The sequence below is a fragment of the Clavibacter sp. A6099 genome (genome assembly GCF_021919125.1).
GTDB lineage: Bacteria > Actinomycetota > Actinomycetes > Actinomycetales > Microbacteriaceae > Clavibacter > Clavibacter seminis.
In genome coordinates this window covers 2,656,764-2,681,615 of the sequence record NZ_CP083439.1, presented here as the reverse complement: position 1 = coordinate 2,681,615, position 24,852 = coordinate 2,656,764, and the positions used below count along the sequence as shown (strand labels likewise).

Below are 24,852 nucleotides of genomic sequence, written 5' to 3'. Positions count from 1 at the left end.
TCGGCCCGGCGCTCCTCGGGCATCTCGTCCTCGGAGCCGTCAAGGCGCCGGTCGTGCTCGTGCTCCTGTGACTCGCGACTCTCCTGCCGGGCGTCCCGTCGCGGGGAGCGGGTGACCTGGTGGCGCTCGTCGCCGTGGCCGTCGGCATCGGCGCGCTGATCGAGGTCCTGGTCGAGGATCCCTTCGCCCGGCGGCGGAAGCTCTCGTCGCCGGGCGGCTGGGACTTCGCGCTCGTGCCCCCGCTCGTCGCGCTGATCGCGGTGGTGGCCCTCGGCTGGCTCATGAGCGGCTCGTTCGTGATGGGCACGGAGGTGGGAGCCGCCTGGGGGATGGCATCCGCGGTCGGGATCGCCATCGGCCGCCCGTGGGAGCCCGGCATGACGCATGACGAGTTCGACGCGAGGTACGCCGAGCTGAAGGACATGACCCGCGAGACCTTCGCGCCTGACGTGGAGGAGATCCGCCGTCGGGCCGGGGAACGGACCATGCAGAAGTACCGCGACGCGATCGAGCGGAAGCGGCGGGAGGCGGGTGGGGACGGGGGCCCGCGCTGATGCCGTGCACCGGCGCGGAACCGCTCAGAGGCCGCGCGGCCCCCATGCCTCGGCCAGCAGCTCGTAGGAGCGGACCCGGGCGGCGTGATCGTGGGCGGTCGTCGTGATCAGCAGCTCGTCGGCGCCCGTCACGCGCTGGAGCGTCTCCAGCTTGCGGGTGACCGTCGCGGGATCCCCGACGATGCGCGTGTCGAGGCGGTCCTGCACCTGGGCCAGCTCCGCGGCGTCGAGCGGCGCGGCGGCCTCGTCGTCGGGGGCGGGGTAGGGGATCGCGCCGCGACCCGAGCGGATCGAGAGCACCCAGCGCGCGAACCCCGAGGAGAGGCGCCGGGCCTCCGCGTCGGTGTCGGCCACGAGGACGTCGGCCGAGACGATCACCCGCGGGGCAGCGAGGACGCCCGGCACGAAGTGCTCCCGGTAGGCCGTGACCGCATCGAGGACCCCCCACGGGGTCGAGTGGTAGTTGGCGCCGAAGGAGAGGCCGCGGGATCCGGCGACGCGGGCGCTCTCGCCGGCGGACGACCCGTGGATCCACACCTCGACGGCCGACCCGTCCGACGGCGGGGCCGCGATCGGCCCGATCTCGGGATCCGCGTACGTCCCGTCGAGGAAGGCGAGCAGGTCGTCCACCGTCTCGCCGAAGGACGCGACCTCGGCGTCGCCGCGACGGAGCAGCCGGGCCTGCAGCTGGGCGCGGGACCGGTCCTTGAACATCACAGCGCGCGCGGGGATGAGGAGGCCGTCGACGACACGGGACTCTGCGTCAGCAGGCGCGCCGGCGTCGGCTCCCGCACCCGCCGGCCGCTTCGGCGGCATCGGGCTGCGGCCGAGCCCGAGGTCGAACCGCGGCCCGTAGAGCCCCGTGACGGTGCCGAACGCCTCGGCCACCTGCAGCGCGCTGTGGTTGCCGATGAGGGTCGCCGCCGAGCCGACCCGGATGGAGCGGGTCGCCGCGGCGACGGCCGCCAGCATCGCGTGCGGGCTGGATCCCGCGAGCCCGGGGTTCATGTGGTGCTCGGCGAGCCAGTAGCGCGCGTACCCGGCGGCCTCCGCGTGGACGGACAGGTCCACGCTGTCCCGGAGCGCCCGGGCGGAGGACGACCCGGCGGAGACGGGGACCAGGTCGAGGACGGAGAGCGGGGCGCGGGTCGCGGGATCCGTCTGGTCGCTGGTCGCGGTCATGTGCGTGCTCCTCAGATCGGACGTGGGCCTTCCCGACGATGCCCGCCGAGCTGATGTCTGCTGCCCGGAGCGGCCGCGGTGCCGGACAGGCTGGAGCGACGAATGCTCGGGGACCGCACCAGTGTGGGCGGACGGTCGCTCCCGCCGATCCTGTTCTCCACCGCCCGGGCGGTCCGTCGGCGCCCGGAGCCGGACGCGGTCGGCCCGAGATGGGGGCACCCGCATCTCCATGTGCACGCATCGACATCCGTATCGTCGGGATCACCGAGACGAGGGAGTCCCCATGGAATTCGCCGAACGACTGGCCGCCCTGGCCCTGAATGTGCGCAACCAGCGCGACGCCATCCAGACGGAGGAGGCGACGAAGAACGCGTTCATCATGCCCTTCATCTCCACGATCCTCGGCTACGACGTCTTCAACCCGCTCGAGGTGGTCCCCGAGTTCACGGCGGACCTCGGCCTCAAGAAGGGCGAGAAGATCGACTACGCGATCATGCGCGACGGCGAGGTGCAGATCCTCATCGAGTGCAAGAAGTCGACGGAGCCGCTCAAGATCGAGCACGCCTCGCAGCTGTTCCGCTACTTCGCCGTGACGAACGCGCGGATCGCCGTGCTCACGAACGGCGAGACGTACCACTTCTACACGGACCTCGACGCGCCGAACCGCATGGACGAGAAGCCGTTCCTCGTGCTCGACCTCGCCGACATCGACGAGACGCTGCTGCCCGAGCTGATGAAGCTCACGAAGGACGTGTTCGACCTCGACTCGATCATCAGCGCCGCGGGCGAGCTCAAGTACGTCGGTGCTCTGAAGCGGGCGATCGCCGCCGAGTTCCGTGAGCCGACCCCGGAATGGGTGAAGCTCCTCACCCGCCGCGTGTACGAGGGCTCGTTCACGGAGAAGGTGCGCGACCAGTTCACGACGCTCGTGGGCAAGGCGTCCAAGCAGTACCTCAACGAGCAGGTGAACGACCGCCTGAAGACGGCGCTCGGGGCTCCCGCGTTCCCGTCCGCGCCGACCGCGGTGTCGGCCGACGTGATCACCAGCGAGGAGGTCGTGGAGGCGGACCTCGATCGCGACACCGAGATCGAGACGACGCTCGAGGAGCTCGAGGGCTACCAGATCGTCAAGGCCATCGCCTGCAGCGAGGTGAAGCCGCAGCGCGTGGTGCACCGCGACGCGAAGTCGTACCTCGCGATCCTGCTCGACGACAACAACCGCAAGCCCATCGCGCGCCTCCACTTCAACGGCAAGAAGCAGAAGTACCTGGGCCTCTTCGACGCGCACAAGGTCGAGACGCGCCACCCGATCGGATCGCTCGACGAGATCTACGCGCACGCGGACACGATCCGCGAGGCCATCCGCATCCACGCGGGGGAGCCGGTCGGCGCCTAGCGCGGAGCGCTCACCCGAGCAGCGCCCGCGCCACCCGTGGGAACTCCACCGCCACCGCCTCCCAGAGGATCTCCTGATCCGTCCCGGCGTAGTCGTGCGCGATGAAGTTCCGCACCGCGCGGATGCCGTTCCAATTGACCTCCGGGTGCGCCTCGCGGAACGAGGGCGGCAACCGCGCCGCCGCGGTGGAGAGGTCCACCACCAGCGAGCACGCGATCCGCCGCTGCTCGTCGTCGTCGGGGTCGGTGAATCGGGCGTGTCCGCGTTCCGCCACTCGTCGTGCGGAAGCCGCGAAGCGCGCGATGTCGGCGAGCAGTGCGGGGACCCGTTCCTCGTCGAGCATCAGAGGGCGACGGCCTCGGCGCGGATGCGGTCCATGACCGGCCCCGTGCCTCGATCGGAGACGACGTCGACGTGGATCCCGAGCAGCTCGGTGACCTCTGCCATGAACCCCGCCACGTCGAATATGGACGCGTCCGGCTTCGGGTGCACGAGGAGATCGACGTCGGACCCCGCTGTGGCGTCCCCCCGTGCGACGGATCCGAACACGCGGACGTCGTCCACCCGGCAGCGGGCCGCGACCTCGAGGATCCGCTCTCGCGACGCCCGCACCCGCTCGAGCGACGGGATCCGCAGCACCGCGCCCAGCCGCTCGAGCGTCTCGGGGGTCGGCTGCCGGCGACCGCTCTCGTACGCCGCGATGTTCGGCTGCGGCACGCCGGTCGCCGCGGCGAGCTCGCGCTGCGAGAGCGCGGACTCCCGGCGCAGCCGACGCAGCTCCTCGCCGACGGACGGATCGCTCATGGCCGTGATGATAGCGGGTCGATATCGCGAAACGGAGGGTGCCCCTGGAGGGACTCGAACCCCCAACCCTTTCCTTAGGACGGAACTGCTCTTCCATTGAGCTACAGAGGCTGACCGGCCCATGGTAGCGGCAGCGGCGCGCTCCCGACGAGGTCGAGCCCTCCACCGACGAGCCCGAGCCCGACCGCCGCCGCGCCCCGCAGATCCGGCCCCGCCCGGCTCCGCCTGCCGGTTTCCCCACCCGACGCGTCGTACTGTTGCCGGGTGTGGCGTGCCAATGAACGATCCGACGACGACGACGACCTGCTCTCCGGGTTCGCCGCCGAGCCTCTTGAGGACCCCCACGTGAATGCTTCCCACAACAGCACCAGCCCCCACGACCTCCGGGTCGGCGACGTGCAGCTCGGGAGCGGCAACGTGGCCGAGCCCCGCTGGCGCGAGTGGCGCGAGCAGCTCGCCGGCATCGGCGGGCCCTCTCCTCTCCTCCACTTCGTGGACGCGCCCGGCTCGCGCATCGAGCTGAGCACCACGCACCCGGGTGGCCTCGCGCAGTTCATCACGGGCAAGACGACCCTGCTGTCCTCTCTCATCCGCGACGACCTCGCGCTCCGCAGCGCCCGCAAGGCCGCGAACCGCATCACCCAGAAGGGCATCGAGCTGGTCTCGGCCCGGGGCATCGAGTCGATCCACCTGGCCATCGGCCTCGCCGAGTGGCGCTTCGCCGACGAGCAGTTCCGTGCGCCCGTGCTGCTGCGCCCGCTCGCGATCCGCCGCCACGGCAGCGACTACGAGGTGCGCCTCAAGGGCCAGCCGTTCCTCAACCCGGCGCTCGCGCGCGCGCTCGAGGAGCAGTTCCAGATCACGCTCGACGCCGACTCGTTCGTCGCGCTCGCCGTGCAGAACGGCGCGTTCAAGCCGCAGCCCGTCATCGACCGCCTCCGCGGACTCACCTCGCACCTGCCCGCGTTCGCCGTGCAGCCGCGCCTCGTCGTCTCCTCGTTCGCCGAGGTGGGCCGAGCGCTCGCCGAGGACGCCGAGCACCTCGACCACCTCGTCATCGACGCCATCGCCGGCAACCCCACCGCGAAGTGGGGCGTGGGCGAGGCGTACGCGCCCGTCGACCCGATCCCGCAGGACCAGCGCCCGCCCGTCACCGACACCCTGCTGCTCGACGCGGATCCCGAGCAGGAGTACGTCATCGCGCAGATCAACGCGGGCAACTCGCTCGTGGTGACCACGCTCCCGGGCACCGGCGGCACGCAGACCATCGTCAACTCGATCGGCTGCCTCGTCGCGCAGAACAAGCGCGTGCTCGTCGTCAGCCCGCGTGCCTCCTCCCTCAAGGGCATCGGCCAGCGCCTCGCCGACGTCGGCCTGCCGGGCCTCGCCGTCGCGCCGAAGTCGCTCAAGCGCGACGTGGTCCAGTCCATCGTCCGCAACGAGAAGGCCGCGCCGGCCCAGACCGCCGAGGTCGACGACGCGCTCGTGCGCCTCCGCCACGTGCTGCTCGACTACCGCTTCGCGCTCGGCCGCCCAGACAGGGACCTCGGCGTCTCCGTGCTCGACGCGCTCGGCGAGCTGTCGCGCCTGGCCCTGCTGCCGGATCCGCCGGCCACCACCGCGCGCCTCACCCGCGACGCGGTCGTCGCCATCGCGCACGACCGCGCGAGCGCCGCAGCCTCCCTCGTCAAGGCCGCGAGCCTCGGCGAGTTCCGCTACGGCCCGGGCGACTCGCCCTGGTACGGCGCCACGTTCTCCACGAGCGCCGCCGCGACCCACGCGCACGACCTCGCGAAGTCGCTCTCCGCCGACGGCCTGCCGCGCCTGCTCGAGCGCGCCGACGAGCTCATCGGCCAGACGCGCATGCGGGCATACACGTCCATCGACGAGCTCGGCGTGTACCTTCGCCTCCTCCTCGACGTGCGCGAGACGCTCGACAAGTTCCAGCCCGTGGTGTTCGACCGGTCGCTCAGCGAGATCATCGCGGCGACCGGATCACGCCGCGACGCCCCCGAGATGACGAGCATCACCCGTCGTCGACTCCGCAAGCTCGCGCGCGAGTACGTGCGCCCCGGCGTCCACATCTCCGACATGCACGAGAGCCTCAAGGCCATCCAGAAGCAGCGGATCCTGTGGCAGCGCTACGTCGCGGTCGGCTCCACCCCCGAGGTCCCGCGCGGCATCTCCGACGTGCACGTGCGCTACCAGGAGGTCGCCGCCGACCTCAAGGTGCTCGACGAGCCGCTGAGCATGCTCACCCGCCCCACCCCGCTCGGCAAGCTGCCCGTCGACGAGCTGCGCGTGAAGGTCGCCCAGCTCGCCGAGGACAGCGAGGTGCTCCAGAACCTGCAGGAGCGCACCTCCCTGCTGGCGGAGCTCCGCCGCCTCGACCTGGATCCGCTGCTCCGCGACCTCTCCGACCGGCACGTCCCGCAGGAGGCCGTGGCCGCCGAGCTCGAGCTCGCCTGGTGGCAGTCCGTGCTCGAGCAGATGCTCGCGGGCGACAAGGCGCTCCTCAACGCGAACACGAGCGTGCTCGACCGCCTCGAGTCCGACTTCCGCCTCGTCGACGAGGCGCATGCCACCGCCAGCGCGGGCCTGCTCGCCTGGCAGCTCGCGGAGACGTGGAAGATCGGCGTGGTCGACTGGCCCGAGGAGGCGCACCACCTGCGCCAGCTGCTCGGCGGATCCGCTCCCGTCGACGCCGCGGCCCTCCACCACTCCGCGCCCCACCTCTCGCGCACCATCGCGCCGGTCTGGCTCGCGTCGCCCTACGAGGTGCCCGCGATCACCGACGAGATGCCGTTCGACGCCGTGTTCCTCGTCGACGCGGGCGCGATGACGCTCGCGGAGGCCCTCGGCGGAATCCGGCGCGGCAAGCAGACCGTGGTGTTCGGGGATCCCGTCACGCAGACGCCGTCGCCGTTCACCATCGCGGTCGTCCCGCAGCCGGAACGCTCCACGCCGCAGCTCGCGGACGACGACTCGACGCTCGAGGAGCGCCACGCCGACTCCGCGCTCGCGCGCCTCGGCGAGCTCCTGCCCACCCTCTCGCTCACGCGCAGCTACCGCGCGGGCGGCGAGGACCTGGCGGAGCTCGTCAACCGCCGCTTCTACGGCGGCCGGATCCAGTCCCTCCCGTGGGCGGGCACGTTCCTCGGCCACGGCAGCCTGTCGCTCGACTTCGTCGCCGACGGCCACGGCATGCCGGACGAGGACACCGGAGCCGTCGAGAGCGTCGACGCCGAGGTGATCCGCGTGGTGGAGCTCGTGCTCGACCACGCGAGCCACCGCCCGCGCGAGTCCCTCATGGTCATCACCGCGAGCGCCCGTCACGCCGTGCGCGTGCAGCAGGCCGTGCTCCACGCGGCCGCCAAGCGCAGCGACGTCACCGAGTTCTTCATCGGCGACCGCGCCGAGCCGTTCATGGTGGCGACGCTCGAGCAGTGCGTGGCGCAGAGCCGCGACCGCGTGATCTTCTCGGTCGGCTACGGCCGCACCCCGCACGGCCGCGTGCTGTCGAACTTCGGCGCCCTCGCGGCGCCCGGCGGGGAGCGCCTGCTCGCCGTCGCCATGACACGCGCCCGCCGCTCGATGGTGGTCGTCTCCTGCTTCCAGCCCTCGGACATCGACCAGGATCGGATGAAGCACGGCATCGTCGCGCTCGCCCAGATCCTCTCGGAGGCGGAGGCGCGCTTCAAGGAGGACCCGATCCCGGACGACGGCGACGCCATGCTCGTCGACCTCGCCCGCCGCCTCGAGGGCCTCGGCCTCGCGCCGGCCCTCGGGCACCGCGACAAGCTCGGGCTCGTCGCGTCCTACGGCGGCCGGGCGATCGCGATCGAGACGGATCCGGTCGTCAATCAGACGAGCCTCCGCGAGTCGCTGCGCCTGCGCCCCGAGATGCTCAAGCGCCTCGGCTGGCACTACCTGCGCGTGCACTCCTTCGAGCTGTTCGCGGATCCGGACGCCGTCGCCCGCCGCATTGCCACCGCCCTCGGCGCGATCTCGGACGCGCACCCGGTGACCGCTCCGGTGCAGGTCCAGGCCGGCGCGCACCGGGCGGAGTGATGCCCGAGCGCGACGCGTCCGGAGCCGACTCGACGGACGCCGCGGGGGAGCGCCGCCCTGTGCGCCGCTCGCGTCGCGCGTCGACGCCGCCGGTGCCCGGATCCGACCCCACGCCGCAGGCCGCTGCGCGCGCGCCCGCGGTGACCGCCGCCGAGGACGCCCCGCAGGGCTGGGGCGACGCGACCGCCGCCTCCGACGCGAACGACGACCGCCTCCGGCTCGACCGCCCACCCCACTGGGGCTGACGGACGCGCCGGAGGCGGTCGGGTCGTGCGGGTGGAGCGCTAGGCCGGCTTCCCGGGGTCGGCCACGTGCTGGCCGGTGGACGACGGGATCGTGTGCGCGCCCTCGGGCGACGGCCGCCCGGCGAGCAGGTCGCGGATCTCGATGAGGAGCTCGGTCTCGGTCGGCGGCACGTCCTTCGGCGTCGCCTCCTCCGCGGCCTTCTGCTTCGCGAACGCGACCTTCTTGAGGTGGTTCACCGGGAGCACGAGCGCGAAGTAGACGACCGCGGCGACGATGAGGAAGTTGATGATCGCGGCGACGACGGCCCCGAAGTAGATGGTGTTCTCTCCGCCCGACACCGTGGGGATCGTTACGGGCAGCGCCGTCGCGAGATCCTTCGCATCGAACAGCGCCCCGATGACCGGGTTGAAGACGGACGTGACGATGGCCGTCACGATCGCGGTGAACGCGGCGCCGATGACGACCGCGACCGCGAGGTCGATGACGTTGCCGCGGAGGATGAACTCCTTGAAGCCCTTCACGGGTGCTCCTGTCTGGCGGGCCGTCCGATCAGGTGGACGGCGAGGACGAGCCGGAGCCCGAGGACGCGGGACCGGAGGGGGTGCTGGGGGTCACGGTACCGGAGCCCTGGCCGACGGTGCCAGAGCCGGACCCGCCGGACGAGTCCGAGGATCCGGAAGACGAAGACGAGGACGACGAGGAATCGGAGGACGACGACGACGACGACGCGTCGCCCGACTTCGCCGACGAGGACCCGGACGACGACCGCGAACGCTTGGCCGCGTCCTCGGTGCGCGAGTCGTTGCGGTAGAAGCCGCTGCCGGTGAAGCTCACGCCGACCGCGGCGAACAGCTTGCGGAGCTTGCCGCCGCACACGGGGCACTCGGTGAGGGAGTCGTCGGTGAACGCCTGGACGATGTCGAAGGCGTTGCCGCACACCGTGCAGCGGTAGGAGTACGTGGGCATGGGTCCCTAGAAGGAGTGGATGAGGGTCGGGGTCACGATGCCGTCGACCGGCATGTCGTGCTTCTCCCGCGGGAGCTCGTCGACGAACTCGGCGTCGAACACCACAGCGTAGACCGGGGGGCAGGCCTCCATGGATCCGAGGGTCTTGTCGAAGTAGCCGCGGCCCCAGCCCATGCGCATCCCGCCCTGGTCGACCGCGGCGGCGGGCACGACGATGAGGTCGACGTCGTTGATGGCGATCGGCCCGAGCAGCTCGCCCACGGGCTCAGGCAGCCCGAACAGGCCCTCGGTCTCGGTGCCGTCGCTCACGACCCAGTCGAGCAGGCCGTCGTTGCGCGACACCGGCAGGAGCACCTGCCGGTCGTTCGCGTGCAGCCACTGGAGGAAGGGCCGCGTGGTGGGCTCGTCGACCGTGGAGAGGTAGCAGGCCACCCGGCTCGCGTCGTGGTTCGCCACGAGCTCCGTCAGGCGGCTGGTCAGCCCGTGCGCCGCCTCGTCGCGCTCCGTCGAGGTCATCTGCCGACGACGCTCCCGCAGCTGGGCGCGCAGGGCCCTCTTCTCGTTCCCGACTTCGCTCGGCATGGTTCGAGTCTAAGGAGATCCGCCCGGTACGCTCGATCGCATGGTCACCCACATCACGAAGGCTGTCATCCCCGCCGCGGGACTCGGAACGCGATTCCTTCCCGCGACGAAGGCGATGCCGAAGGAGATGCTGCCGGTCGTCGACCGCCCGGCCATCCAGTACGTGGTGGAGGAGGCCGTGGGCGCGGGACTGCACGACGTCCTCATGATCACGGGCCGCAACAAGACCGCCCTCGAGAACCACTTCGACCGCAACGCCGAGCTCGAGGCCACCCTCCAGCTCAAGGGCGACGACGCGAAGCTCCGCAAGGTCAACGAGTCCACCGACCTCGCCGACATGCACTACGTCCGCCAGGGCGACCCCAAGGGCCTCGGCCACGCGGTGCTCCGCGCCGAGATGCACGTGGGCCGCGAGCCCTTCGCCGTGCTCCTCGGCGACGACATCATCGACAAGCGCGACGTGCTCCTCTCCCGCATGATCGAGGTCCAGCTCCAGCGCGGCTGCTCCGTCGTCGCGCTCCTCGAGGTGGATCCCTCGCAGACGCACCTCTACGGCGTCGCCACGGTCGAGGAGACCGACGACGACGACGTGGTGCGCATCACCGGCATGGTCGAGAAGCCCGCCGCCGGCACCGCGCCCTCCAACCTCGCGATCATCGGCCGCTACGTGCTGCGCCCCGAGGTCTTCGACGTGCTGCACAAGACGGAGCCCGGCAAGGGCGGCGAGATCCAGCTCACCGACGCGCTCGAGAAGATGGCCGCCGCGCCCGAGTGGACCGGCGGCGTGTACGGCGTCGTCTTCCGCGGTCGCCGCTACGACACGGGCGACCGGCTCGACTACCTGAAGGCCATCGTGCAGCTCGGCGTCGACCACGAGGACCTCGGCGAGGGCCTGCGCGAGTGGCTGCCCGAGTTCGTCAAGACGCTCGAGCGCTGATCCGCGCCCCCGGCGCGGGGTCCGGTCGCACCGGCGCTCCCGCTGAGGCCTAGGCTCATGGACGTGCCGCAGACCGTACCCACCATGCGGGACGGGCGCATCTCCGTCCGGCCCATCCGGCTCCGCGACTCGCGGGCCCTCGAGCGCTCGCTCCTCGACAACCGCTCCTGGCTGCGCAAGTGGGAGGCCACGAGCCCCTACGCGCCGATGGCGTTCGACACGCGTGCGAGCATCCGGTCGCTGCAGGCCAACGCGCGGGCCGGCCTCGGGGTGCCGCTCGTCATCGACTACGACGACGAGTTCGCCGGGCAGCTCAACGTGTCCTCCATCGCCTACGGCTCGCTCTCGAGCGCGACCATCGGCTATTGGGTCGGCCAGGAGTTCGCCGGTCGGAACGTCACGCCCACGGCCGTCGCGCTCGCGACCGACTACTGCTTCACCGCGCTCGGGCTCCACCGGATGGAGATCTGCATCCGCCCGGAGAACGCGCCCAGCCTCCGCGTCGTGCAGAAGCTCGGCTTCCGGTACGAGGGGCTGCGTCGCCGCTACATCCACATCAACGGCGACTGGCGCGACCACTTCTGCTTCGGCCTCGTCGTCGAGGAGCTCTCCACCAGCGTGCTCGCGCGCTGGAAGGAGGGCGGCGTGGATCCCGAGTGGTCGCGCGTCCCCGACGCGGACGTCGAGGCGGCCGCGGCGCCGCTGGCCGTGCAGCGCCGGATCTGACATCCGCGTGCCCTCGGACCTGCGGATGCGCCGGTCCGCGGGTGGACACGCGGCGCGCTTCCCGCGCCGCGGGCACGCGACCTCCTAGCCTCGGGATCATGCAATCCGGCGGCATCATCATCGCGCTCTCCGCGGTGCTCTGGCTCGCCTACCTCCTGCCCACGTGGCTGCACCGGCGCCAGTACATGGCGACCGAGCGCAACGCGGTGCGCCTCCAGCAGACCCTGCGGATCCTGGCCGAGACGGCCGAGGTCCCCGACGCGGTGCGCGCCGAGACCAACGCGCGCAGCGTCGTCGAGCAGCAGCGCGCCCTCCGCCGTGCTGCCGAAGAAGCCGAAGCCGCAGCGCGTGCGCGAGACGCCGCCGCCCAGCGCGCCCTACCGAAAGTGGCCCCCGTGTCCGCAACGTCGCCCTCCGCCGCCACGCGCCTCCGTCGCAGCCGCCTCGCCGCCACCGCGATCCTCGCCCTCGCCCTCGTCGGCGTGATCGCCGGGATCGCGCAGGTCGCCGGTGCCGGCGCGTGGACGCTGCTCGTGATCTCCTCGCTCGCCACGTTCGCGTCGCTCGCCTTCCTGCAGCGCATGTCGCAGATCGCCGCCGCCCGCCGCCTCCAGGCGCCGGAGGCCCGCCCGAAGCCGCGCACCGGCTTCACCGACTTCCACGAGCAGGCCGCGCAGCCCGCCGAGCCCGTCGCGGAGCGCGAGGAGGGCGAGTCCTGGACCCCCGTGCCCGTGCCCAAGCCGCTCTACCTCTCCCGCTCGCAGGCGCCCGGCCCGCGTCCCGGCGCCGGCAGCGCGCCCCGCACGCCGCTCTCGCCCGTCGAGGAGATGCGCCGCGCCGCCGCCGCGTCGGAGGAGACGCTGCGCCGGGCGCACCTCGAGCCCGAGGTCGCCCGCCTGTCCGCCGAGGAGGAGGCGCCCGCCGCGTCCGCCGCCCCTGTCGCCCCCGCCGCGCGCACCGCTCCGGACAGCCGCTTCTCCCGCATGGGCATCGTCGATGACGCCGAGCCCGGCATGGGCGACCTCGACGAGGTCCTCCGCCGCCGCAGGGCCGTCGGCTGAGCCGCCTTCCTCCGGGCCCAGCGGTTCGGAGGGCTCCCGGCGACGTGGTAGTCTCGTGGAGTTGTCAGGGCCTATGGCGCAGTTGGTAGCGCGCCTCGTTCGCATCGAGGAGGTCAGGAGTTCGAATCTCCTTAGGTCCACAAGAACCCCGCTCCGGCGGGGTTTTTGCTTTTCCCGGCGTCGCCCGCGAACGCACCCTCACAGGGTGTGAGGGATGCGCGCACGGCGGGCGCGGCGGTCCTAGCCTTCCCGCATGAACACACGAAGAGGCATCACCACAGCCCTGCTCGGATTGCTCCTCCCGGTCGCGCTCGCGGCGGCGGGAGCGTCAGCCGCCTCGGCCTCCGCAGCTGACCCGGGCTCCGCCTCGGCGAACCCCGCCGCGGCGTCGACCGCATCCACCGCGTCCGGATGGCTCCACACGGACGGCGGGAAGATCGTCGACTCGTCCGGTTCCACGTACACGATCCGCGGCGCCGCCTGGTTCGGGCTCGAGTCGTCGGGCTGCGTGCTCCACGGGCTCGACAAGATCACCCTCGACAGCGGCATGAAGCACCTCCACGACATGGGCTTCACCACGGTGCGCATGCCGTTCTCGAACGACTGCCTCCATGCGTCGAGCGTCGCCGACTGGGGCACCACCGCCAATCCGGATCTGAAGGGCATCTCCCCGCTGCAGCTCATGGACCGCGCCATCGCCTCCGCGAAGGCCAACGGCCTGAACGTGTTCCTCGACCAGCACCGGCCGACGACCGACGGCCAGTCGGAGCTGTGGTACTCGAACGACCTCTCCGAGGCGCAGTGGATCGCCGACTGGAAGATGCTCGCGGAGCGCTACGAGGACGACTCCACCGTCATCGGCGTCGACCTGCACAACGAGCCGCACGGTCGGGCGACGTGGGGCACCGGGGACATGGGCACCGACTGGCGGCTCGCCGCCGAGCGCGGTGGCGACGCGGTGCTGTCGGTCAACCCGAAGCTGCTCGTCATCGTCGAGGGCACCGAGAAGCAGCCCGACGGATCCGGCACGTGGTGGGCCGGTGCCCTCGGCGCCGCAGGCGACAAGCCGGTCGAGCTGAGCGTGCCGAACCGCGTGGTGTACTCCCCGCACGACTATCCGTCGAGCATCTACGCGCAGTCGTGGTTCAGCTCGCCCGACTACCCGAACAACCTCACGAGCGTGTGGGACACCCACTGGGGCTACCTCGCGAAGAAGAGCATCGCCCCGGTGCTGCTCGGCGAGTTCGGCACGAAGCTCGAGACCACCAGCGACAAGCAGTGGCTCTCGACCCTCGTGACGTACCTCCAGACGACCGGCATCAGCTCGTCCTTCTGGTCGTTCAACCCCGACAGCGGGGACACCGGCGGGCTGGTGAAGAGCGACTGGGTCACCCCCGAGCAGGCGAAGCTCGACGCGATGGCGCCGATCCTGCACCCGGCGTCCGGCTCCGGTTCGGGCTCGTCGTCGGGATCCGGGTCGTCCTCGGGCTCCGGCGCGTCGAAGGGCTCCGGGTCCTCCTCCGGGACCACGCCGGCACCGCAGCCGCAGCCGCAGCCGCAGCCGCAGCCGGCGCCGGCCACCTCGGGTGCCGTGACGGCGACGTGGCAGCCCGGCGGATCCTGGTCGTCCGGCTACGTGGCCGACGTGGACGTGACCGCGAAGTCCGCGGTGGCCGGGTGGACCGTGTCCTGGGCGAGCCCGGGCACGACCTCGGTCGGCAACAGCTGGGGCATGCGCTGCGCCGCCGCGTCCGGCACCGTGACCTGCACGGGTGCCGACTGGGCGGGCGCGCTGTCCGCGGGTCAGACCGTGCACGTCGGCCTGCAGGCGGCGGGCGGCCCGGCCCCGTCCTCTCCTCGGCTCACGGTCACCAGCCGCTGAGCAGCATCCCGCATCCACGGCGCCGGTCGTCGGGCACCCGCCCGGCGGCCGGCGCCTCGCCGGTTAAGCTCGACCAATGCCCCGCCCCGCGATCCCGCCCGTGACCGTCGCGACCCCCGAGGTGCGGGCGCTGCGGGCGGACCTCGAGGCGGCGCCCTTCACGCTGGCGTCGGCGCTCGGCGTCTGGGGCGACGCCGCCGGCCAGGCGCTGCACCGTGGGAACCGGATCCCGGCCCGTCGCGCCGTGGAGGCCGCCCGCACGTCCGACGGGCTCCCCGCCGCAGCCGTGCTCGCGGCCCTGTTCGTGCTCGGCGACCCGGTCGATGCGGACGACCTCCGCGCGGCCCTGCCGACCTTGGGGCTCGGCGGCGCCGCGCGCCTCGGCCTCGTCGAGGTCGACGGCGAGCGGGTGCGCCCGGCCGTCGACCTCCGCCCCTACGGCTTCATCGACGCGCACGGCGTCGGCGAGTGGTGGATCGCGTCCGACCTGGGCGAGCTCGCCACCGGCGGTGCCCTCGACGAGGACCACGTGCTCGGCGTCGGCGGCGCGTCCGCCACCCTCAGCGGCCTCATGATCTCCGCGCCCGTCGCCACCGCGCTCGACCTCGGCACCGGCTGCGGGATCCAGGCGCTGCACGCGTCCCGCCACGCCGACCGCGTCGTGGCGACCGACATCTCCGCGCGCGCCCTCGCGTTCGCGGCGCTCAACGCGGCGCTCAACGGGATCACGACCATCGAGCTGCGGCTCGGCAGCCTGTTCGAGCCGGTGGCGGGGGAGCGGTTCGACCACATCGTCTCCAACCCGCCGTTCGTGATCACGCCGCGCGCGGAGGGTGTGCCCGCCTACGAGTACCGCGACGCCGGGCTCGTCGGCGACGCGCTCGTCGAGGGCGTCGTCGCCGACCTCGCGGACCACCTCACGCCCGGCGGTGTCGCGCAGCTGCTCGGCAACTGGGAGCACCGCGCCGGGGAGCCCGGCCTCGAGCGCGTCGCGGGCTGGCTCGACCGGGCGGCCGCGCGCACCGGATCCGGCCTCGACGCCTGGGTCGTCGAGCGCGAGGTGCAGGACGCCGCGCTGTACGCGGAGACGTGGATCCGCGACGGCGGCACCCGAGCCGGCACGCCCGAGTCGGAGGCGCTCATGGACGCCTGGCTCGACGACTTCGCCGCGCGCGGCGTCGACGCGGTCGGCTTCGGCTACCTCACCCTCCGTCGCCCCGCTGCGGGGACGCCGACGCTCCGCCGGATCGAGCGGCTGCACGGCGGCCTCGGCCACAACCCGACGGGCCTCGGCGACCACCTCCAGGCCTCGCTCGCCGCGCACGACGCCCTCGCCGGCGTCGACGACCGCGCGCTCGCCGGGCTCGCGCTCGTGGTGGCTGGCGACGTCACGGAGGAGCGGCACTACTGGCCTGGTGCCGAGGATCCCACGGTCATGACGCTCCGCCAGGGCGCGGGCTTCGGCCGCGAGGTGCCGCTCGACACCGGGCTCGCGGCGCTCGTCGGCGCGTGCGACGGAGAGCTCGCGGTGGGCGCCATCGTCGACGCCGTCGCGCAGCTCACCGGCGTGGACGCGGTCGCCCTGCGCGCCGAGCTGCTCCCGCGGGTCCGCGCGCTCGTCGCCGACGGGTTCCTCACGCTCCCCGGCGCGGTGCCCGACGACGACGGACTCGCCGACCGCCCAGCGCGCGACGCCTAGGATCGCCGGGTGACTCCCCGCACCTCCCGCCGCCGCGCCGCCCGTCCCGAGATCGTCCGCGCCGTCGTCCTCGACGCCGCGCTCATCGTCGTCTTCGTCCTCATCGGCCGGGCGAGCCACGGCGAGGACCTCGCGCCCTCGGGCGTCCTCGGCACCGCGTGGCCCTTCCTCGCGGGCGGGCTCGCCGGCTGGATCGTCGCCCGGGCCTGGCGGAGCCCCTCGCGCGTCGTGCCCACCGGCCTCGTGGTGTGGGGAGTGACGCTCGTGGTCGGCATGGTGCTCCGCGCGCTCAGCGGCGAGGGCGTGGTGGTGCCGTTCGTCATCACGACGGCGATCATCCTGGGGCTCCTGATGCTCGGCTGGCGCGCGATCTCGGCCGTCGTCGTCCGCCGGCGCGCGCGGGCCTGAGCCCGCCGGCCGGTACGCCTCAGGCGCCGGGCGTCGTCGGTGCCGCGGCCTCCATCACGGCGATGAGCGCCTTCGCGTAGGCCTCCTCGGCCTCGAGGTCGCGGTGCTCCACCTCTGCGCCGTCGATCACGACGAGCACCACGTGCGCGCCGTCCTCCGCGCCGCCGATCTCGCGCCGCAGCGATCGGAACGCCCCGCCGAGCAGCGCCCGGAGCTGGTCCTCGCGCGGCAGCCACAGGCTGTCCTCGAGGGCCACGGAGTCGAGCGCCCACTCGGTCGTCCCGTTGAAGCCCAGCACGGTGCCGGTGGCGTGCTCGTGCGCCTCGATCGTGAGCTCGCTGATGGTGAATACGTCGGACTCGAAGCCCTGGCCGCGGATCCGGAACCGGTCGCCGGGCTCGGGGCTCCACTCGAGGCCGAGCTCCAGGAGGGTCGTGGCGTGCGCGGTGGAGATCATCCGTGAAGTATGCCGGGCGCTCCCGGGCGTCGCCTCCGCGGGCGGGGGAATGCGTGTGCATTAGATTCGCAGGGCACCGCGTGCGGCAGACGCCGCCGACGGTCGGCCCCGGGAGGACCATGCGCGCGACAGTGAAGGACGTCGCCGCGCGCGCCGGGGTCTCCCCGAAGACGGTCTCGAACGTAATCACGGGCCGCGTCGCCGTGAGCCCCGCCACCCGCGAGCGCGTCGAGCGGGCGGTCGCCGACCTCGACTACGTGCCGAACCTGTCCGCGCGCGGCCTTCGCAACGGGCGCACGGGCGTCATCGCGGTCGCCCTGCCCGACCTCGGCACCGCCTACTCCGCCGAGCTCGCGCATCACCTGGTGGAGGTGGCGCACGAGGCCGGCTACAGCATCCAGATGGAGGAGACGGGCTCGCGGCCCGACCGCGAGCGCGACCTGATGTCCCGGGCGCGCGAGCACCTCGTCGACGGCCTGATCCTCAACCCCGTCCTGCTGTCCCGGAGCGCCATCGCGCGGGCCGAGTCGCTCCCGCCCGTCGTGGTCATCGGCGAGGTCGAGCAGGAGATCGTCGACCGGGTGCTCGTCGACAGCGTCCAGGCGGCGTACGACATGACGCGCCACCTCCTCGGCACGGGCGCCCGTCGCATCGCGGCGCTCGGCACGGCCACGCGCGAGGAGTCCGCGGCAGGCGACCTCCGCCGCATCGGCTACCGGCGCGCGATGGAGGAGGCGGGCGAGGAGCCCGTCGAGATCGACCGGACGGGCTGGAACAGCGCGTCAGGCGCCGAGGCCGTCGACGCCTGGCTGGCCGACGGCAACCCCCTCCCGGACGCGCTGTTCTGCTTCACGGACGGCCTCGCGTTCGGCGTCCTGCGCGCGCTCGCCGACCACGGCATCCGCGTACCCGAGGACATCCAGGTCGCGGGCTTCGACGACGTCGACCAGTCGCGCTTCTCGATCCCCACCCTCACCACCGTGCACTTCGACATCCGCGCGTACGCGGAGGCGGCCGTCGGCCAGCTGGTGCGCCGGATCGAGGAGCGCGACGGCCCGCCCGTGCAGCTCGTGATCCCGCACCGCATAGTCGTCCGCGGCAGCACGCGCCCGACCGCCTGACCCGGCCTGACCCGGCCTGACCCGACCGCGAGCCTCCGTCGGATCGGCCCGGGGAAACGTTGCGCTCCGCATTACAACGATGTAATGATCGTCGCATCACGAAGGAGTGGTCAATGGATCCTGTTACGGGAAAGGCCGGGGGACGTCCCTCGGCATGGTCGAGGCGTCAGATCCTCATGGGCGGAGCGGCGGCCCTGGGCGGCGCGTTCCTGGTCGGCGGACTCTCGGGCTGCGCGCCCCAGGTGGCGTCGGCCGGCGGCATCGTCGACCTGAAGTACTGGCACCTGCTGTCCGGCGGCGACGGCATCCGCATGACGGAGATGGTGAAGGAGGCGAACGACTCCGGCGGCGGCTTCGACGTCACGGCCACCGTCCTCGCCTGGGGCCAGCCGTACTACACGAAGCTCGCCATGGCGTCGGTCGGCGGCCGCGCCCCCGACGTCGCCATCATGCACGCGGCCCGCGTGCCCGGCTTCGCGCCCGGCGGCCTGCTCGACGCATGGGACACCGACAGGCTCGCCGAGCTCGGCGTCACCCAGGCCGACTTCGAGCCGCGCGTCTGGGACAAGGGCGTCGTCGACGGGCAGCTGTACTCGATCGCCCTCGACAGCCACCCGTTCATCCTCATGTACAACACGGACATCGCGGCCCAGGCGGGCGTGCTGGGCGGTGACGGCCAGCTCGAGGAGATCACGTCGCCTGACCGGTTCCTCGAGGTCATGCGGGCGATGCAGGTCGTCACCGGCGAGCACGCCCTGAGCTACGGGTACCTCGGCGACGGCGCCCAGATGTGGCGTCTCTTCTACACGTTCTACAAGCAGATGGGCGGCGACATGGAGCTGCCCACGGGCGGCCAGGTCGTCTACGACCGCGACAAGGCCGTCGCGTCGCTCGAGTACATCCAGACCCTGCTCGACGGCACGATCGCCACCCCGAGCGGCGACGCGGGCACCGCCATCGCCGAGTTCGCGGGCGCCAAGAGCGGTGCCATCGTCACGGGCGTGTGGGAGCTCCCCACCTTCCAGAAGGCGGAGGTGCCGTTCGACGCGATGCCCATCCCGAACCTGTTCGGGACGCCCGCGACCTTCGCCGACTCGCACGCGTTCGTGCTGCCGCACCAGAGCTCGCCGGATCCGGTCAAGCGCGAGAGGACGTACGCGTTCGTCGCCGACCTGCTGAAGAACTCGCTGCAGTGGGCGGGCGCCGGGCACATCCCGGCGTACAAGCCCATCGTCGACAGCCCCGAGTACGCGGAGCTCCTTCCGCAGGCGCACTACGCGAACGCGGCCGAGCAGATCGAGTACGACCCGGTGGCGTACTTCACCGGATCCGGCTCCGACTTCCAGACGTACTTCGCCGAGAACGTGCAGAACGTGTTCCTCGGGCGCCAGGAGGCGGGCGATGGCCTCGACGCCTTCATCCGGCAGATCGACGCGCTGCTCGCCAAGCCCAACCCCCTGTAGCGCGCGACCCCGCAGCGCCCGATCGACCCCGCGGCCGCCGCCCGTGCGCGGCGCCGCACCCTCTTCCCAGCGAAACGACGAAGGAGTCCACTCGTGACGACAGCAGCACCACCCACCCCGGTCGCCCCCGCGGCCGGGCCAGCCTCCCCGCGGCCCGCCGTCGGGCAGCCCAAGGTCAAGGCCAAGGAGCAGACCCAGGGCATGCTCTTCATCGCCCCGTTCCTCATCACCTTCCTGGTGTTCCTGGTCTGGCCCGTCCTCTACGGCTTCTACCAGAGCCTCACCGGGCAGAGCCTCACGGGCGCCAACAGCGAGCTCATCGGCTTCGCGAACTACTTCGAGGCGTTCGGCGACAGCCAGATGTGGCGCTCGCTCGGCAACACCGTGGTGTTCACGATCGCGAGCACCATCCCGCTCCTGGTCGTCGGCCTCGTGCTCGCGCTGCTCGTGAACCTCGGCCTCCCCGGCCAGTGGCTCTGGCGGCTGGCGTTCTTCCTGCCGTTCCTGCTCGCGTCCACGGTGGTGTCGCTGTTCTGGCTGTGGATGTACAACCCGCAGCTCGGCGTCGTCAACGCGATCGCCGGGGCGTTCGGCCTCCCGCAGCCCGCGTGGCTCCAGGACTCGAACCTCGCCATGACGAGCGTCGTCGTCACCACCGTGTGGTGGACCGTCGGGTTCAACTTCCTCATCTACCTGGCGGCGCTGCAGAACATCCCCGACCAGCAGTACGAGGCGGCCGCGCTCGACGGCGCGGGCAAGTGGCGGCAGCTGTTCTCCATCACGATCCCGCAGCTCGCCCCGACCACCGCGCTCCTCGCGATCCTGCAGGTGCTCGCGTCGCTCAAGGTCTTCGACCAGATCTACCAGATGACCGCGGGCGGGCCAGGCGGATCGACGCGGCCCATCGTGCAGTACGTCTTCGAGACCGGGTTCACCGGCTTCCGCTTCGGCTACTCGGCCGCCATCTCGTACATCTTCTTCGCCCTGATCGTCGTGATCTCGGTCATCCAGTTCACCGCGACCCGGAGGAAGTCATGACCACCGCCACCCGTCCCGCCTTCTCCTCCGGCACGCTCGCCCGGAGGCCCGCGACCGGCGCCGTCGCCCGCCAGGGCCGCACGGGGACGCCGCGGTTCGCCCCGTCGCGGATCGCCGCGCTACTGATCCTCATCGTGCTCGCCGCCGCGTGGCTGCTGCCGTTCCTCTGGGCGGTGCTCACGTCGTTCAAGTCGGAGACGGACGCCGCGGCCTTCCCGGTGACGATCCTCCCGGCCGGCGGCTTCACGCTCGACGCCTACGCGTCGGTGCTGAACGGCGGCACCATCCCGCTGTGGACGTGGAACAGCCTGCTGACGAGCACGGTGATCACCGTGGTCGCGGTCGTGTTCTCGGCCCTCGCCGGCTACGCGCTCAGCCGCATCGACTTCCGCGGCCGCAAGCTGCTGATGGGCGCGATCGTCGCGTCGATCATCATCCCGCCGCAGATCCTCATCGTCCCGCTCTTCTACCAGATGCTGTCGTTCAACCTGGTGGACACCCTCTGGGCCGTGATCCTGCCGCAGATCGTGCAGCCGGCCATGGTGTTCATCCTGAAGGCGTTCTTCGACCAGATCCCGATCGAGCTGGAGGACGCCGCGCGCGTCGACGGCGCGGGACGCGTGCGCGTGTTCCTGCAGATCGTGATGCCGCTGTCGCGCCCCATCCTCTCGGCGGTCGCGATCTTCGTCTTCATCGGCGCGTGGAACAACTTCCTCTGGCCCTTCATCGCCACGAACGACGCCACGCTCATGACCCTGCCGGTCGGCCTGCAGACCGTGAAGAACGCCTACGGGATCCAGTACGCGCAGAACATGGCGTCGGCCGTGCTCGCCGCGCTGCCGCTGATCCTGGTGTTCCTCTTCTTCCAGCGCCAGATCATCAAGGGCATCTCGACCACCGGCTTCGGCGGGCAGTGATGCCGCGCGACGACAGCCCGACCCGCACCACCCATCCCGCCCGGGACGCACGCGCCCGGGCCGCTCGTGAAGGAGGACGCCCATGACGCGCGCCCGCATCACCATCGACCGCGACTTCACCATCGGCGACGTGCCCCGCCGGCTCTTCGGCTCGTTCGTCGAGCACATGGGACGGTGCGTCTACAGCGGCATCTACGAGCCGGGCCATCCCACCGCGACGCCCGAGGGCTACCGGCAGGACGTGCTCGACCTCACCAAGGAGCTCGGCGCGACCGTCGTGCGCTACCCCGGCGGCAACTTCGTCTCGGGCTACGACTGGGAGGACGGCGTCGGCCCGGTCGGGGATCGGCCCCGCCGCCTCGACGGCGCCTGGCACACCGTGGAGACGAACGCGTTCGGCCTGCACGAGTTCGTGGGCTGGTCGAAGGCCGCGGGCGTCGAGGTGATGGAGGCCATCAACCTCGGCACGCGCGGCGTCGACGCGGCGCGCTCGCTGGTGGAGTACGCGAACCACCCCGGCGGATCGAAGTACTCCGACATGCGCCGCAGGAACGGCGCAGAGGAGCCCTTCGACATCAAGCTCTGGTGCCTCGGCAACGAGATGGACGGGCCGTGGCAGATCGGGCACAAGACGCCCGACGAGTACGGCCGCCTCGCGCAGGAGGCCGGCAAGGCCATGCGGCTGGTGGATCCGAGCATCGAGCTGGTCGCGTGCGGCAGCTCCAACTCGGGCATGCCGACGTTCGGCCAGTGGGAGCAGACCGTGCTCGGCCACACGTACGACGTCGTCGACTACGTCTCGCTGCACGCCTACTACTACGAGCACGAGGGCGACGTGCGGAGCTTCCTCGCGAGCAGCGTGGACATGGACTTCTTCATCGAGTCGGTCGTCGCGACCGCGGACGCGACCGGCGCGCGCCTGAAGGACCGCAAGCGCATCGACCTCTCGTTCGACGAGTGGAACGTCTGGTACCAGCGCGGGCTCGACGGCGAGGACCAGCCGCACCGCATAGAGAAGGCGGGCTGGCGCGAGCACCCGCGGGTCATCGAGGACGAGTACAGCGTCACCGACGCGGTGGTCGTCGGCACGCTGCTCAACTCGCTGCTGCGGCACGGCGACCGGGTGAAGATCGCGAACCAGGCGCAGCTCGTCAACGTGATCGCGCCGATCCGCAGCGAGGAGGGCGGGCCCGCCTGGCGCCAGTCGATCTTCTGGCCGTTCGCCCGCATGGCGCAGCTCGCGACGGGTCGGATCCTCCAGGTCGAGGTCGACAGCGACCGCTACGACAACGACCGGTTCGGCACGGCCGACGTGGTCGACGTGAGCGCGACCTGGGACGACGAGGCCGGCACCGTGTCGCTCTTCCTCGCCAACCGCGGGCTCGAGGAGGATGCGTCGACCGAGGTCGCGCTGCGCGGGCTCGACGCCGGGCGGATCCTCCGCGCCGAGGTCCTGCGCGTGCCCGACGGCGGCGACCGGCACGCGAGCAACACGCTGGAGTCGGGCGAGCAGGTCGGCCTCGTGCCGCTCGAGGGCGTGCACGCCGAGGGCGGGCGCCTCACGCTCACGCTCCCGGCGCTGTCCTGGGCGGTCGTGGTGCTGGACGTGACCCGGAGCTGACGCCCGCCGCACGACGACGGCCCGCCCTGCGCGATGCAGGACGGGCCGTCGTCGTGGGGGAGGAGCGGGTCAGCTCACGGGGCCCTCGGTGAGGGTGACGGTGCCGGTCTTCTCGGCGCCGGCCGCGGTGGTCCACCCGAGCTTCACCGACTCGCCGGGCTTGTGCGCGGAGATCGCGGTGCTGAGCTCGGAGGCCGAGGCGACGGCCTTGCCGTCGACCGAGGTGACGACGTCGCCCTGGGCGAGTCCCGCCTTCGCGGCGCCGGATCCGTCGACGACGCCCTGCACGGGCGCGCCCGCCACGGTGCCCTGCCCGTTCGCGAGCAGCACGCCGAGGAACGCCGGGTAGCCGATCTTGACGGTGCCGGACTCGACGCCGCTCTCGATCTGCTTCGCGATGGACACGGCCTTGTCGATCGGGATGGCGAACCCGGCGATCTGCTCGGAGCCCGAGGAGGCCGCGGTGTCGATGCCGACGACCTCGCCATCCGCGTCCACGAGCGGCCCGCCGGAGTCGCCGGAGACGATCGCCGCGTCCGTCTGGATCAGGTCGGTGAGCGTCTCGCCCGCGGCCGTGCCCTCGGACTGCGTCGTGATGGTCTGGCCGAGCGCCGTGACCTGGCCGGTCGCCGCGGTGAGCGTGCCCGTGCCCCCCGCGTTGCCGACGCCCGTGACGGCCTCGCCGACCTGGGCGCCGTCGGTGTCGAGCTTCGCCGGCGTGAGGCCCGACGCGCCCTCGAGCTTGAGGACGGCGACGTCGTGCGTGGCGTCGGTGCCGACGACCTTCCCGACGTAGGCCTTGCCGGTCGACTCGACCGTGACGCGGATGCTGGTGGCACCGCTGACGACGTGGTTGTTCGTGAGGATCGTGCCGTCGGACGACAGGATGATGCCCGTGCCCGCGCCGGCCGCGTTCTCGTAGGTGAGCGCGGAGTCGATCGTGACCACGCCGGCCTTCTGCGCGGTGGTCGCCTCGGGGGAGGTGACCGAGGTGCCCTTCCCGGTGCCGGACTGCGTGCCGGATCCCGATCCGGAGCCGCTGCCGGAGCCCTGCCCGGGCAGCGTGGTCGTGCCGCGGCCGAAGCCCTGGCCGGGCGTGAAGGAGCCCGGGTCCTGGATCTGCGTGCTCCCGGCCTGCGAGCTCGAGCGACCGAGGTCGGCCATGAAGCCCACGGCCGTGCCGCTGCCGAAGGAGAGGAGGAGCGCGAGGGCGGACGCCCCGGCGATGAGGCCCGTGCGGAGGCCGCGGCGCATGCGCTTGGGCGGGACGGGGTTCCCGGCCGCGTCGACGTGGAGGGGGCGGCCGAAGGCATCGGTGGCGGGGGCGGGCCACGGGGATCCCGAGGGGTGGCCCCCGGCGGGCATCGCGGTGGCGTAGGCGGCGGTGGGCTGCTGGGCGGTGGGCTGCTGCGCCGTCGGCTGCTGCGCGGTGGGGGCGCCGGCGCCGACCGCGGGGCCCGCGGTGGCGTGCGCGTCGGTCGGGGCGGTCCACGCCGCGGGGGCCGCGGGCGCGGCGTGTGCTCGGGGCGCGTCGGGCGCTGCGGGACCGTCGGCCGCGGGACCGGCAGGCGCCGGCCAGGCGGGCTGCGCGGTCTCGGCCGCGGCCGGGGCGGCATCGGTCGAGCGGGTGTCGTCGGTGGGGGCCTCGTCCGGACGTCCGGTCGGCTCCTGGGGTGTCTCGTTCATGACGGGTCCTTCGTGTCTCGGGTGGCCCGATGAGG

23 protein-coding genes and 2 tRNA genes are annotated in these 24,852 nt (G+C 72.3%); 16 read left to right on the top strand and 9 right to left on the bottom strand.

Annotated elements, in window-relative coordinates; genetic code table 11:
• Positions 1-119: 119 nt before the first annotated feature.
• Positions 120-554: a hypothetical protein gene (locus KYT88_RS12690; RefSeq protein ID WP_237583674.1), complete on the top strand. Its 435-nt coding sequence runs from the start codon at positions 120-122 to the stop codon at positions 552-554.
• 24 nt (positions 555-578) lie between these two features.
• Here the strand turns inward: KYT88_RS12690 and KYT88_RS12685 are convergent, their stop codons facing one another.
• Positions 579-1,736, bottom strand: a complete 1,158-nt coding sequence (locus KYT88_RS12685) for an LLM class flavin-dependent oxidoreductase (RefSeq protein ID WP_043583295.1) — start codon at positions 1,734-1,736, stop codon at positions 579-581.
• Positions 1,737-2,019: 283 nt separating this feature from the next.
• Between KYT88_RS12685 and KYT88_RS12680 the strand changes: the two genes are divergently transcribed.
• The gene (locus KYT88_RS12680; RefSeq protein ID WP_043583296.1) at positions 2,020-3,132 is read left to right on the top strand and encodes a type I restriction endonuclease; all 1,113 of its coding nucleotides are present in this window, start codon (positions 2,020-2,022) and stop codon (positions 3,130-3,132) included.
• A gap of 10 nt (positions 3,133-3,142) precedes the next feature.
• Here the strand turns inward: KYT88_RS12680 and KYT88_RS12675 are convergent, their stop codons facing one another.
• From KYT88_RS12675 to KYT88_RS12665, 3 genes are all read right to left on the bottom strand, one after another.
• On the bottom strand, positions 3,143-3,475 hold the full coding sequence (locus KYT88_RS12675) for a HepT-like ribonuclease domain-containing protein (protein ID WP_043583298.1): 333 nt from the start codon (positions 3,473-3,475) through the stop codon (positions 3,143-3,145).
• Entirely contained in the window at positions 3,475-3,936 is a 462-nt protein-coding gene (locus KYT88_RS12670; RefSeq protein WP_043583301.1) for an XRE family transcriptional regulator, read from the bottom strand. Before KYT88_RS12670 ends, KYT88_RS12675 begins: the two co-directional genes overlap by 1 nt.
• A 39-nt stretch (positions 3,937-3,975) precedes the next feature.
• Positions 3,976-4,047 (bottom strand) — tRNA-Arg (locus tag KYT88_RS12665).
• Between the two features lie 153 nt (positions 4,048-4,200).
• Here KYT88_RS12665 and KYT88_RS12660 point away from each other — a divergent pair.
• Positions 4,201-8,007, top strand: coding sequence for a DUF4011 domain-containing protein (locus tag KYT88_RS12660; RefSeq protein ID WP_043583303.1), 3,807 nt, complete (start codon positions 4,201-4,203; stop codon positions 8,005-8,007).
• On the top strand, positions 8,007-8,252 hold the full coding sequence (locus tag KYT88_RS12655; protein ID WP_043583305.1) for a hypothetical protein: 246 nt from the start codon (positions 8,007-8,009) through the stop codon (positions 8,250-8,252). Before KYT88_RS12660 ends, KYT88_RS12655 begins: the two co-directional genes overlap by 1 nt.
• A 39-nt stretch (positions 8,253-8,291) precedes the next feature.
• Here the strand turns inward: KYT88_RS12655 and mscL are convergent, their stop codons facing one another.
• The 3 genes from mscL to KYT88_RS12640 are packed head-to-tail and all read right to left on the bottom strand — an operon-like array spanning position 8,292 to position 9,801.
• The gene (gene mscL / locus KYT88_RS12650) at positions 8,292-8,774 is read right to left on the bottom strand and encodes a large conductance mechanosensitive channel protein MscL (RefSeq protein WP_043583306.1); all 483 of its coding nucleotides are present in this window, start codon (positions 8,772-8,774) and stop codon (positions 8,292-8,294) included.
• Positions 8,775-8,802: 28 nt separating this feature from the next.
• Complete coding sequence (locus KYT88_RS12645) at positions 8,803-9,219, bottom strand: FmdB family zinc ribbon protein (protein WP_043583308.1); 417 nt, start codon at positions 9,217-9,219, stop codon at positions 8,803-8,805.
• 6 nt (positions 9,220-9,225) lie between these two features.
• Positions 9,226-9,801 carry a 5-formyltetrahydrofolate cyclo-ligase gene (locus KYT88_RS12640; protein ID WP_043583310.1) on the bottom strand — a complete coding sequence of 192 codons (576 nt, stop codon included), beginning with the start codon at positions 9,799-9,801 and terminating at the stop codon, positions 9,226-9,228.
• 40 nt (positions 9,802-9,841) lie between these two features.
• Here KYT88_RS12640 and galU point away from each other — a divergent pair, with 40 nt between their 5' ends.
• From galU to KYT88_RS12605, 7 genes are all read left to right on the top strand, one after another.
• Positions 9,842-10,738, top strand: coding sequence for a UTP--glucose-1-phosphate uridylyltransferase GalU (gene galU, locus KYT88_RS12635; protein ID WP_012039135.1), 897 nt, complete (start codon positions 9,842-9,844; stop codon positions 10,736-10,738).
• A gap of 57 nt (positions 10,739-10,795) precedes the next feature.
• On the top strand, positions 10,796-11,464 hold the full coding sequence (locus KYT88_RS12630) for a GNAT family N-acetyltransferase (protein ID WP_051629176.1): 669 nt from the start codon (positions 10,796-10,798) through the stop codon (positions 11,462-11,464).
• Between the two features lie 98 nt (positions 11,465-11,562).
• A complete protein-coding gene (locus tag KYT88_RS12625; protein ID WP_043583312.1) occupies positions 11,563-12,525 on the top strand; it encodes a hypothetical protein in 963 nt (320 codons plus the stop codon).
• Positions 12,526-12,592: 67 nt separating this feature from the next.
• A tRNA-Ala gene (locus KYT88_RS12620) sits at positions 12,593-12,665 on the top strand.
• 113 nt (positions 12,666-12,778) lie between these two features.
• Positions 12,779-14,407, top strand: a complete 1,629-nt coding sequence (locus tag KYT88_RS12615; RefSeq protein ID WP_043583314.1) for a cellulase family glycosylhydrolase — start codon at positions 12,779-12,781, stop codon at positions 14,405-14,407.
• 76 nt (positions 14,408-14,483) lie between these two features.
• Positions 14,484-16,106 carry a DUF7059 domain-containing protein gene (locus KYT88_RS12610; protein WP_043583316.1) on the top strand — a complete coding sequence of 541 codons (1,623 nt, stop codon included), beginning with the start codon at positions 14,484-14,486 and terminating at the stop codon, positions 16,104-16,106.
• A gap of 9 nt (positions 16,107-16,115) precedes the next feature.
• Complete coding sequence (locus KYT88_RS12605; RefSeq protein ID WP_051629177.1) at positions 16,116-16,514, top strand: DUF3054 domain-containing protein; 399 nt, start codon at positions 16,116-16,118, stop codon at positions 16,512-16,514.
• A 19-nt stretch (positions 16,515-16,533) separates the two neighbouring features.
• Here KYT88_RS12605 and KYT88_RS12600 read toward each other — a convergent pair whose 3' ends face one another.
• Positions 16,534-16,971 (bottom strand): hypothetical protein, encoded by a 438-nt coding sequence (locus tag KYT88_RS12600; protein WP_043583318.1) that lies wholly within the window; start codon positions 16,969-16,971, stop codon positions 16,534-16,536.
• 119 nt (positions 16,972-17,090) lie between these two features.
• On the opposite strand from KYT88_RS12600, the gene KYT88_RS12595 reads away from it, so the two are divergent.
• From KYT88_RS12595 to arfA, 5 genes are all read left to right on the top strand, one after another.
• Positions 17,091-18,092 (top strand): LacI family DNA-binding transcriptional regulator, encoded by a 1,002-nt coding sequence (locus KYT88_RS12595; RefSeq protein ID WP_043583320.1) that lies wholly within the window; start codon positions 17,091-17,093, stop codon positions 18,090-18,092.
• Between the two features lie 113 nt (positions 18,093-18,205).
• Positions 18,206-19,555, top strand: a complete 1,350-nt coding sequence (locus KYT88_RS12590) for an extracellular solute-binding protein (RefSeq protein ID WP_043583322.1) — start codon at positions 18,206-18,208, stop codon at positions 19,553-19,555.
• Positions 19,556-19,648: 93 nt separating this feature from the next.
• Complete coding sequence (locus KYT88_RS12585; protein WP_012039126.1) at positions 19,649-20,593, top strand: carbohydrate ABC transporter permease; 945 nt, start codon at positions 19,649-19,651, stop codon at positions 20,591-20,593.
• Positions 20,590-21,510 (top strand): carbohydrate ABC transporter permease, encoded by a 921-nt coding sequence (locus KYT88_RS12580; RefSeq protein ID WP_043583324.1) that lies wholly within the window; start codon positions 20,590-20,592, stop codon positions 21,508-21,510. Before KYT88_RS12585 ends, KYT88_RS12580 begins: the two co-directional genes overlap by 4 nt.
• An 82-nt stretch (positions 21,511-21,592) precedes the next feature.
• Positions 21,593-23,131, top strand: a complete 1,539-nt coding sequence (gene arfA, locus KYT88_RS12575) for an arabinosylfuranosidase ArfA (RefSeq protein ID WP_043583326.1) — start codon at positions 21,593-21,595, stop codon at positions 23,129-23,131.
• Positions 23,132-23,200: 69 nt separating this feature from the next.
• Here the strand turns inward: arfA and KYT88_RS12570 are convergent, their stop codons facing one another.
• Entirely contained in the window at positions 23,201-24,817 is a 1,617-nt protein-coding gene (locus tag KYT88_RS12570; RefSeq protein ID WP_237583673.1) for a S1C family serine protease, read from the bottom strand.
• Positions 24,818-24,852 lie beyond the last annotated feature (35 nt).

Excerpts from the sequence above, each read along its gene's own strand:
- KYT88_RS12685 (WP_043583295.1), bottom strand. The coding sequence starts at position 1,736 with ATGACCGCGACCAGCGACCAGACGGATCCCGCGACCCGCGCCCCGCTC.
- KYT88_RS12680 (WP_043583296.1), top strand. The coding sequence starts at position 2,020 with ATGGAATTCGCCGAACGACTGGCCGCCCTGGCCCTGAATGTGCGCAAC.
- KYT88_RS12675 (WP_043583298.1), bottom strand. The coding sequence starts at position 3,475 with ATGCTCGACGAGGAACGGGTCCCCGCACTGCTCGCCGACATCGCGCGC.
- KYT88_RS12670 (WP_043583301.1), bottom strand. The coding sequence starts at position 3,936 with ATGAGCGATCCGTCCGTCGGCGAGGAGCTGCGTCGGCTGCGCCGGGAG.
- KYT88_RS12655 (WP_043583305.1), top strand. The coding sequence starts at position 8,007 with ATGCCCGAGCGCGACGCGTCCGGAGCCGACTCGACGGACGCCGCGGGG.
- KYT88_RS12645 (WP_043583308.1), bottom strand. The coding sequence starts at position 9,219 with ATGCCCACGTACTCCTACCGCTGCACGGTGTGCGGCAACGCCTTCGAC.
- KYT88_RS12640 (WP_043583310.1), bottom strand. The coding sequence starts at position 9,801 with ATGCCGAGCGAAGTCGGGAACGAGAAGAGGGCCCTGCGCGCCCAGCTG.
- galU (WP_012039135.1), top strand. The coding sequence starts at position 9,842 with ATGGTCACCCACATCACGAAGGCTGTCATCCCCGCCGCGGGACTCGGA.
- KYT88_RS12630 (WP_051629176.1), top strand. The coding sequence starts at position 10,796 with ATGGACGTGCCGCAGACCGTACCCACCATGCGGGACGGGCGCATCTCC.
- KYT88_RS12625 (WP_043583312.1), top strand. The coding sequence starts at position 11,563 with ATGCAATCCGGCGGCATCATCATCGCGCTCTCCGCGGTGCTCTGGCTC.
- KYT88_RS12615 (WP_043583314.1), top strand. The coding sequence starts at position 12,779 with ATGAACACACGAAGAGGCATCACCACAGCCCTGCTCGGATTGCTCCTC.
- KYT88_RS12610 (WP_043583316.1), top strand. The coding sequence starts at position 14,484 with ATGCCCCGCCCCGCGATCCCGCCCGTGACCGTCGCGACCCCCGAGGTG.
- KYT88_RS12600 (WP_043583318.1), bottom strand. The coding sequence starts at position 16,971 with ATGATCTCCACCGCGCACGCCACGACCCTCCTGGAGCTCGGCCTCGAG.
- KYT88_RS12595 (WP_043583320.1), top strand. The coding sequence starts at position 17,091 with ATGCGCGCGACAGTGAAGGACGTCGCCGCGCGCGCCGGGGTCTCCCCG.
- KYT88_RS12590 (WP_043583322.1), top strand. The coding sequence starts at position 18,206 with ATGGATCCTGTTACGGGAAAGGCCGGGGGACGTCCCTCGGCATGGTCG.
- KYT88_RS12580 (WP_043583324.1), top strand. The coding sequence starts at position 20,590 with ATGACCACCGCCACCCGTCCCGCCTTCTCCTCCGGCACGCTCGCCCGG.
- arfA (WP_043583326.1), top strand. The coding sequence starts at position 21,593 with ATGACGCGCGCCCGCATCACCATCGACCGCGACTTCACCATCGGCGAC.
- KYT88_RS12570 (WP_237583673.1), bottom strand. The coding sequence starts at position 24,817 with ATGAACGAGACACCCCAGGAGCCGACCGGACGTCCGGACGAGGCCCCC.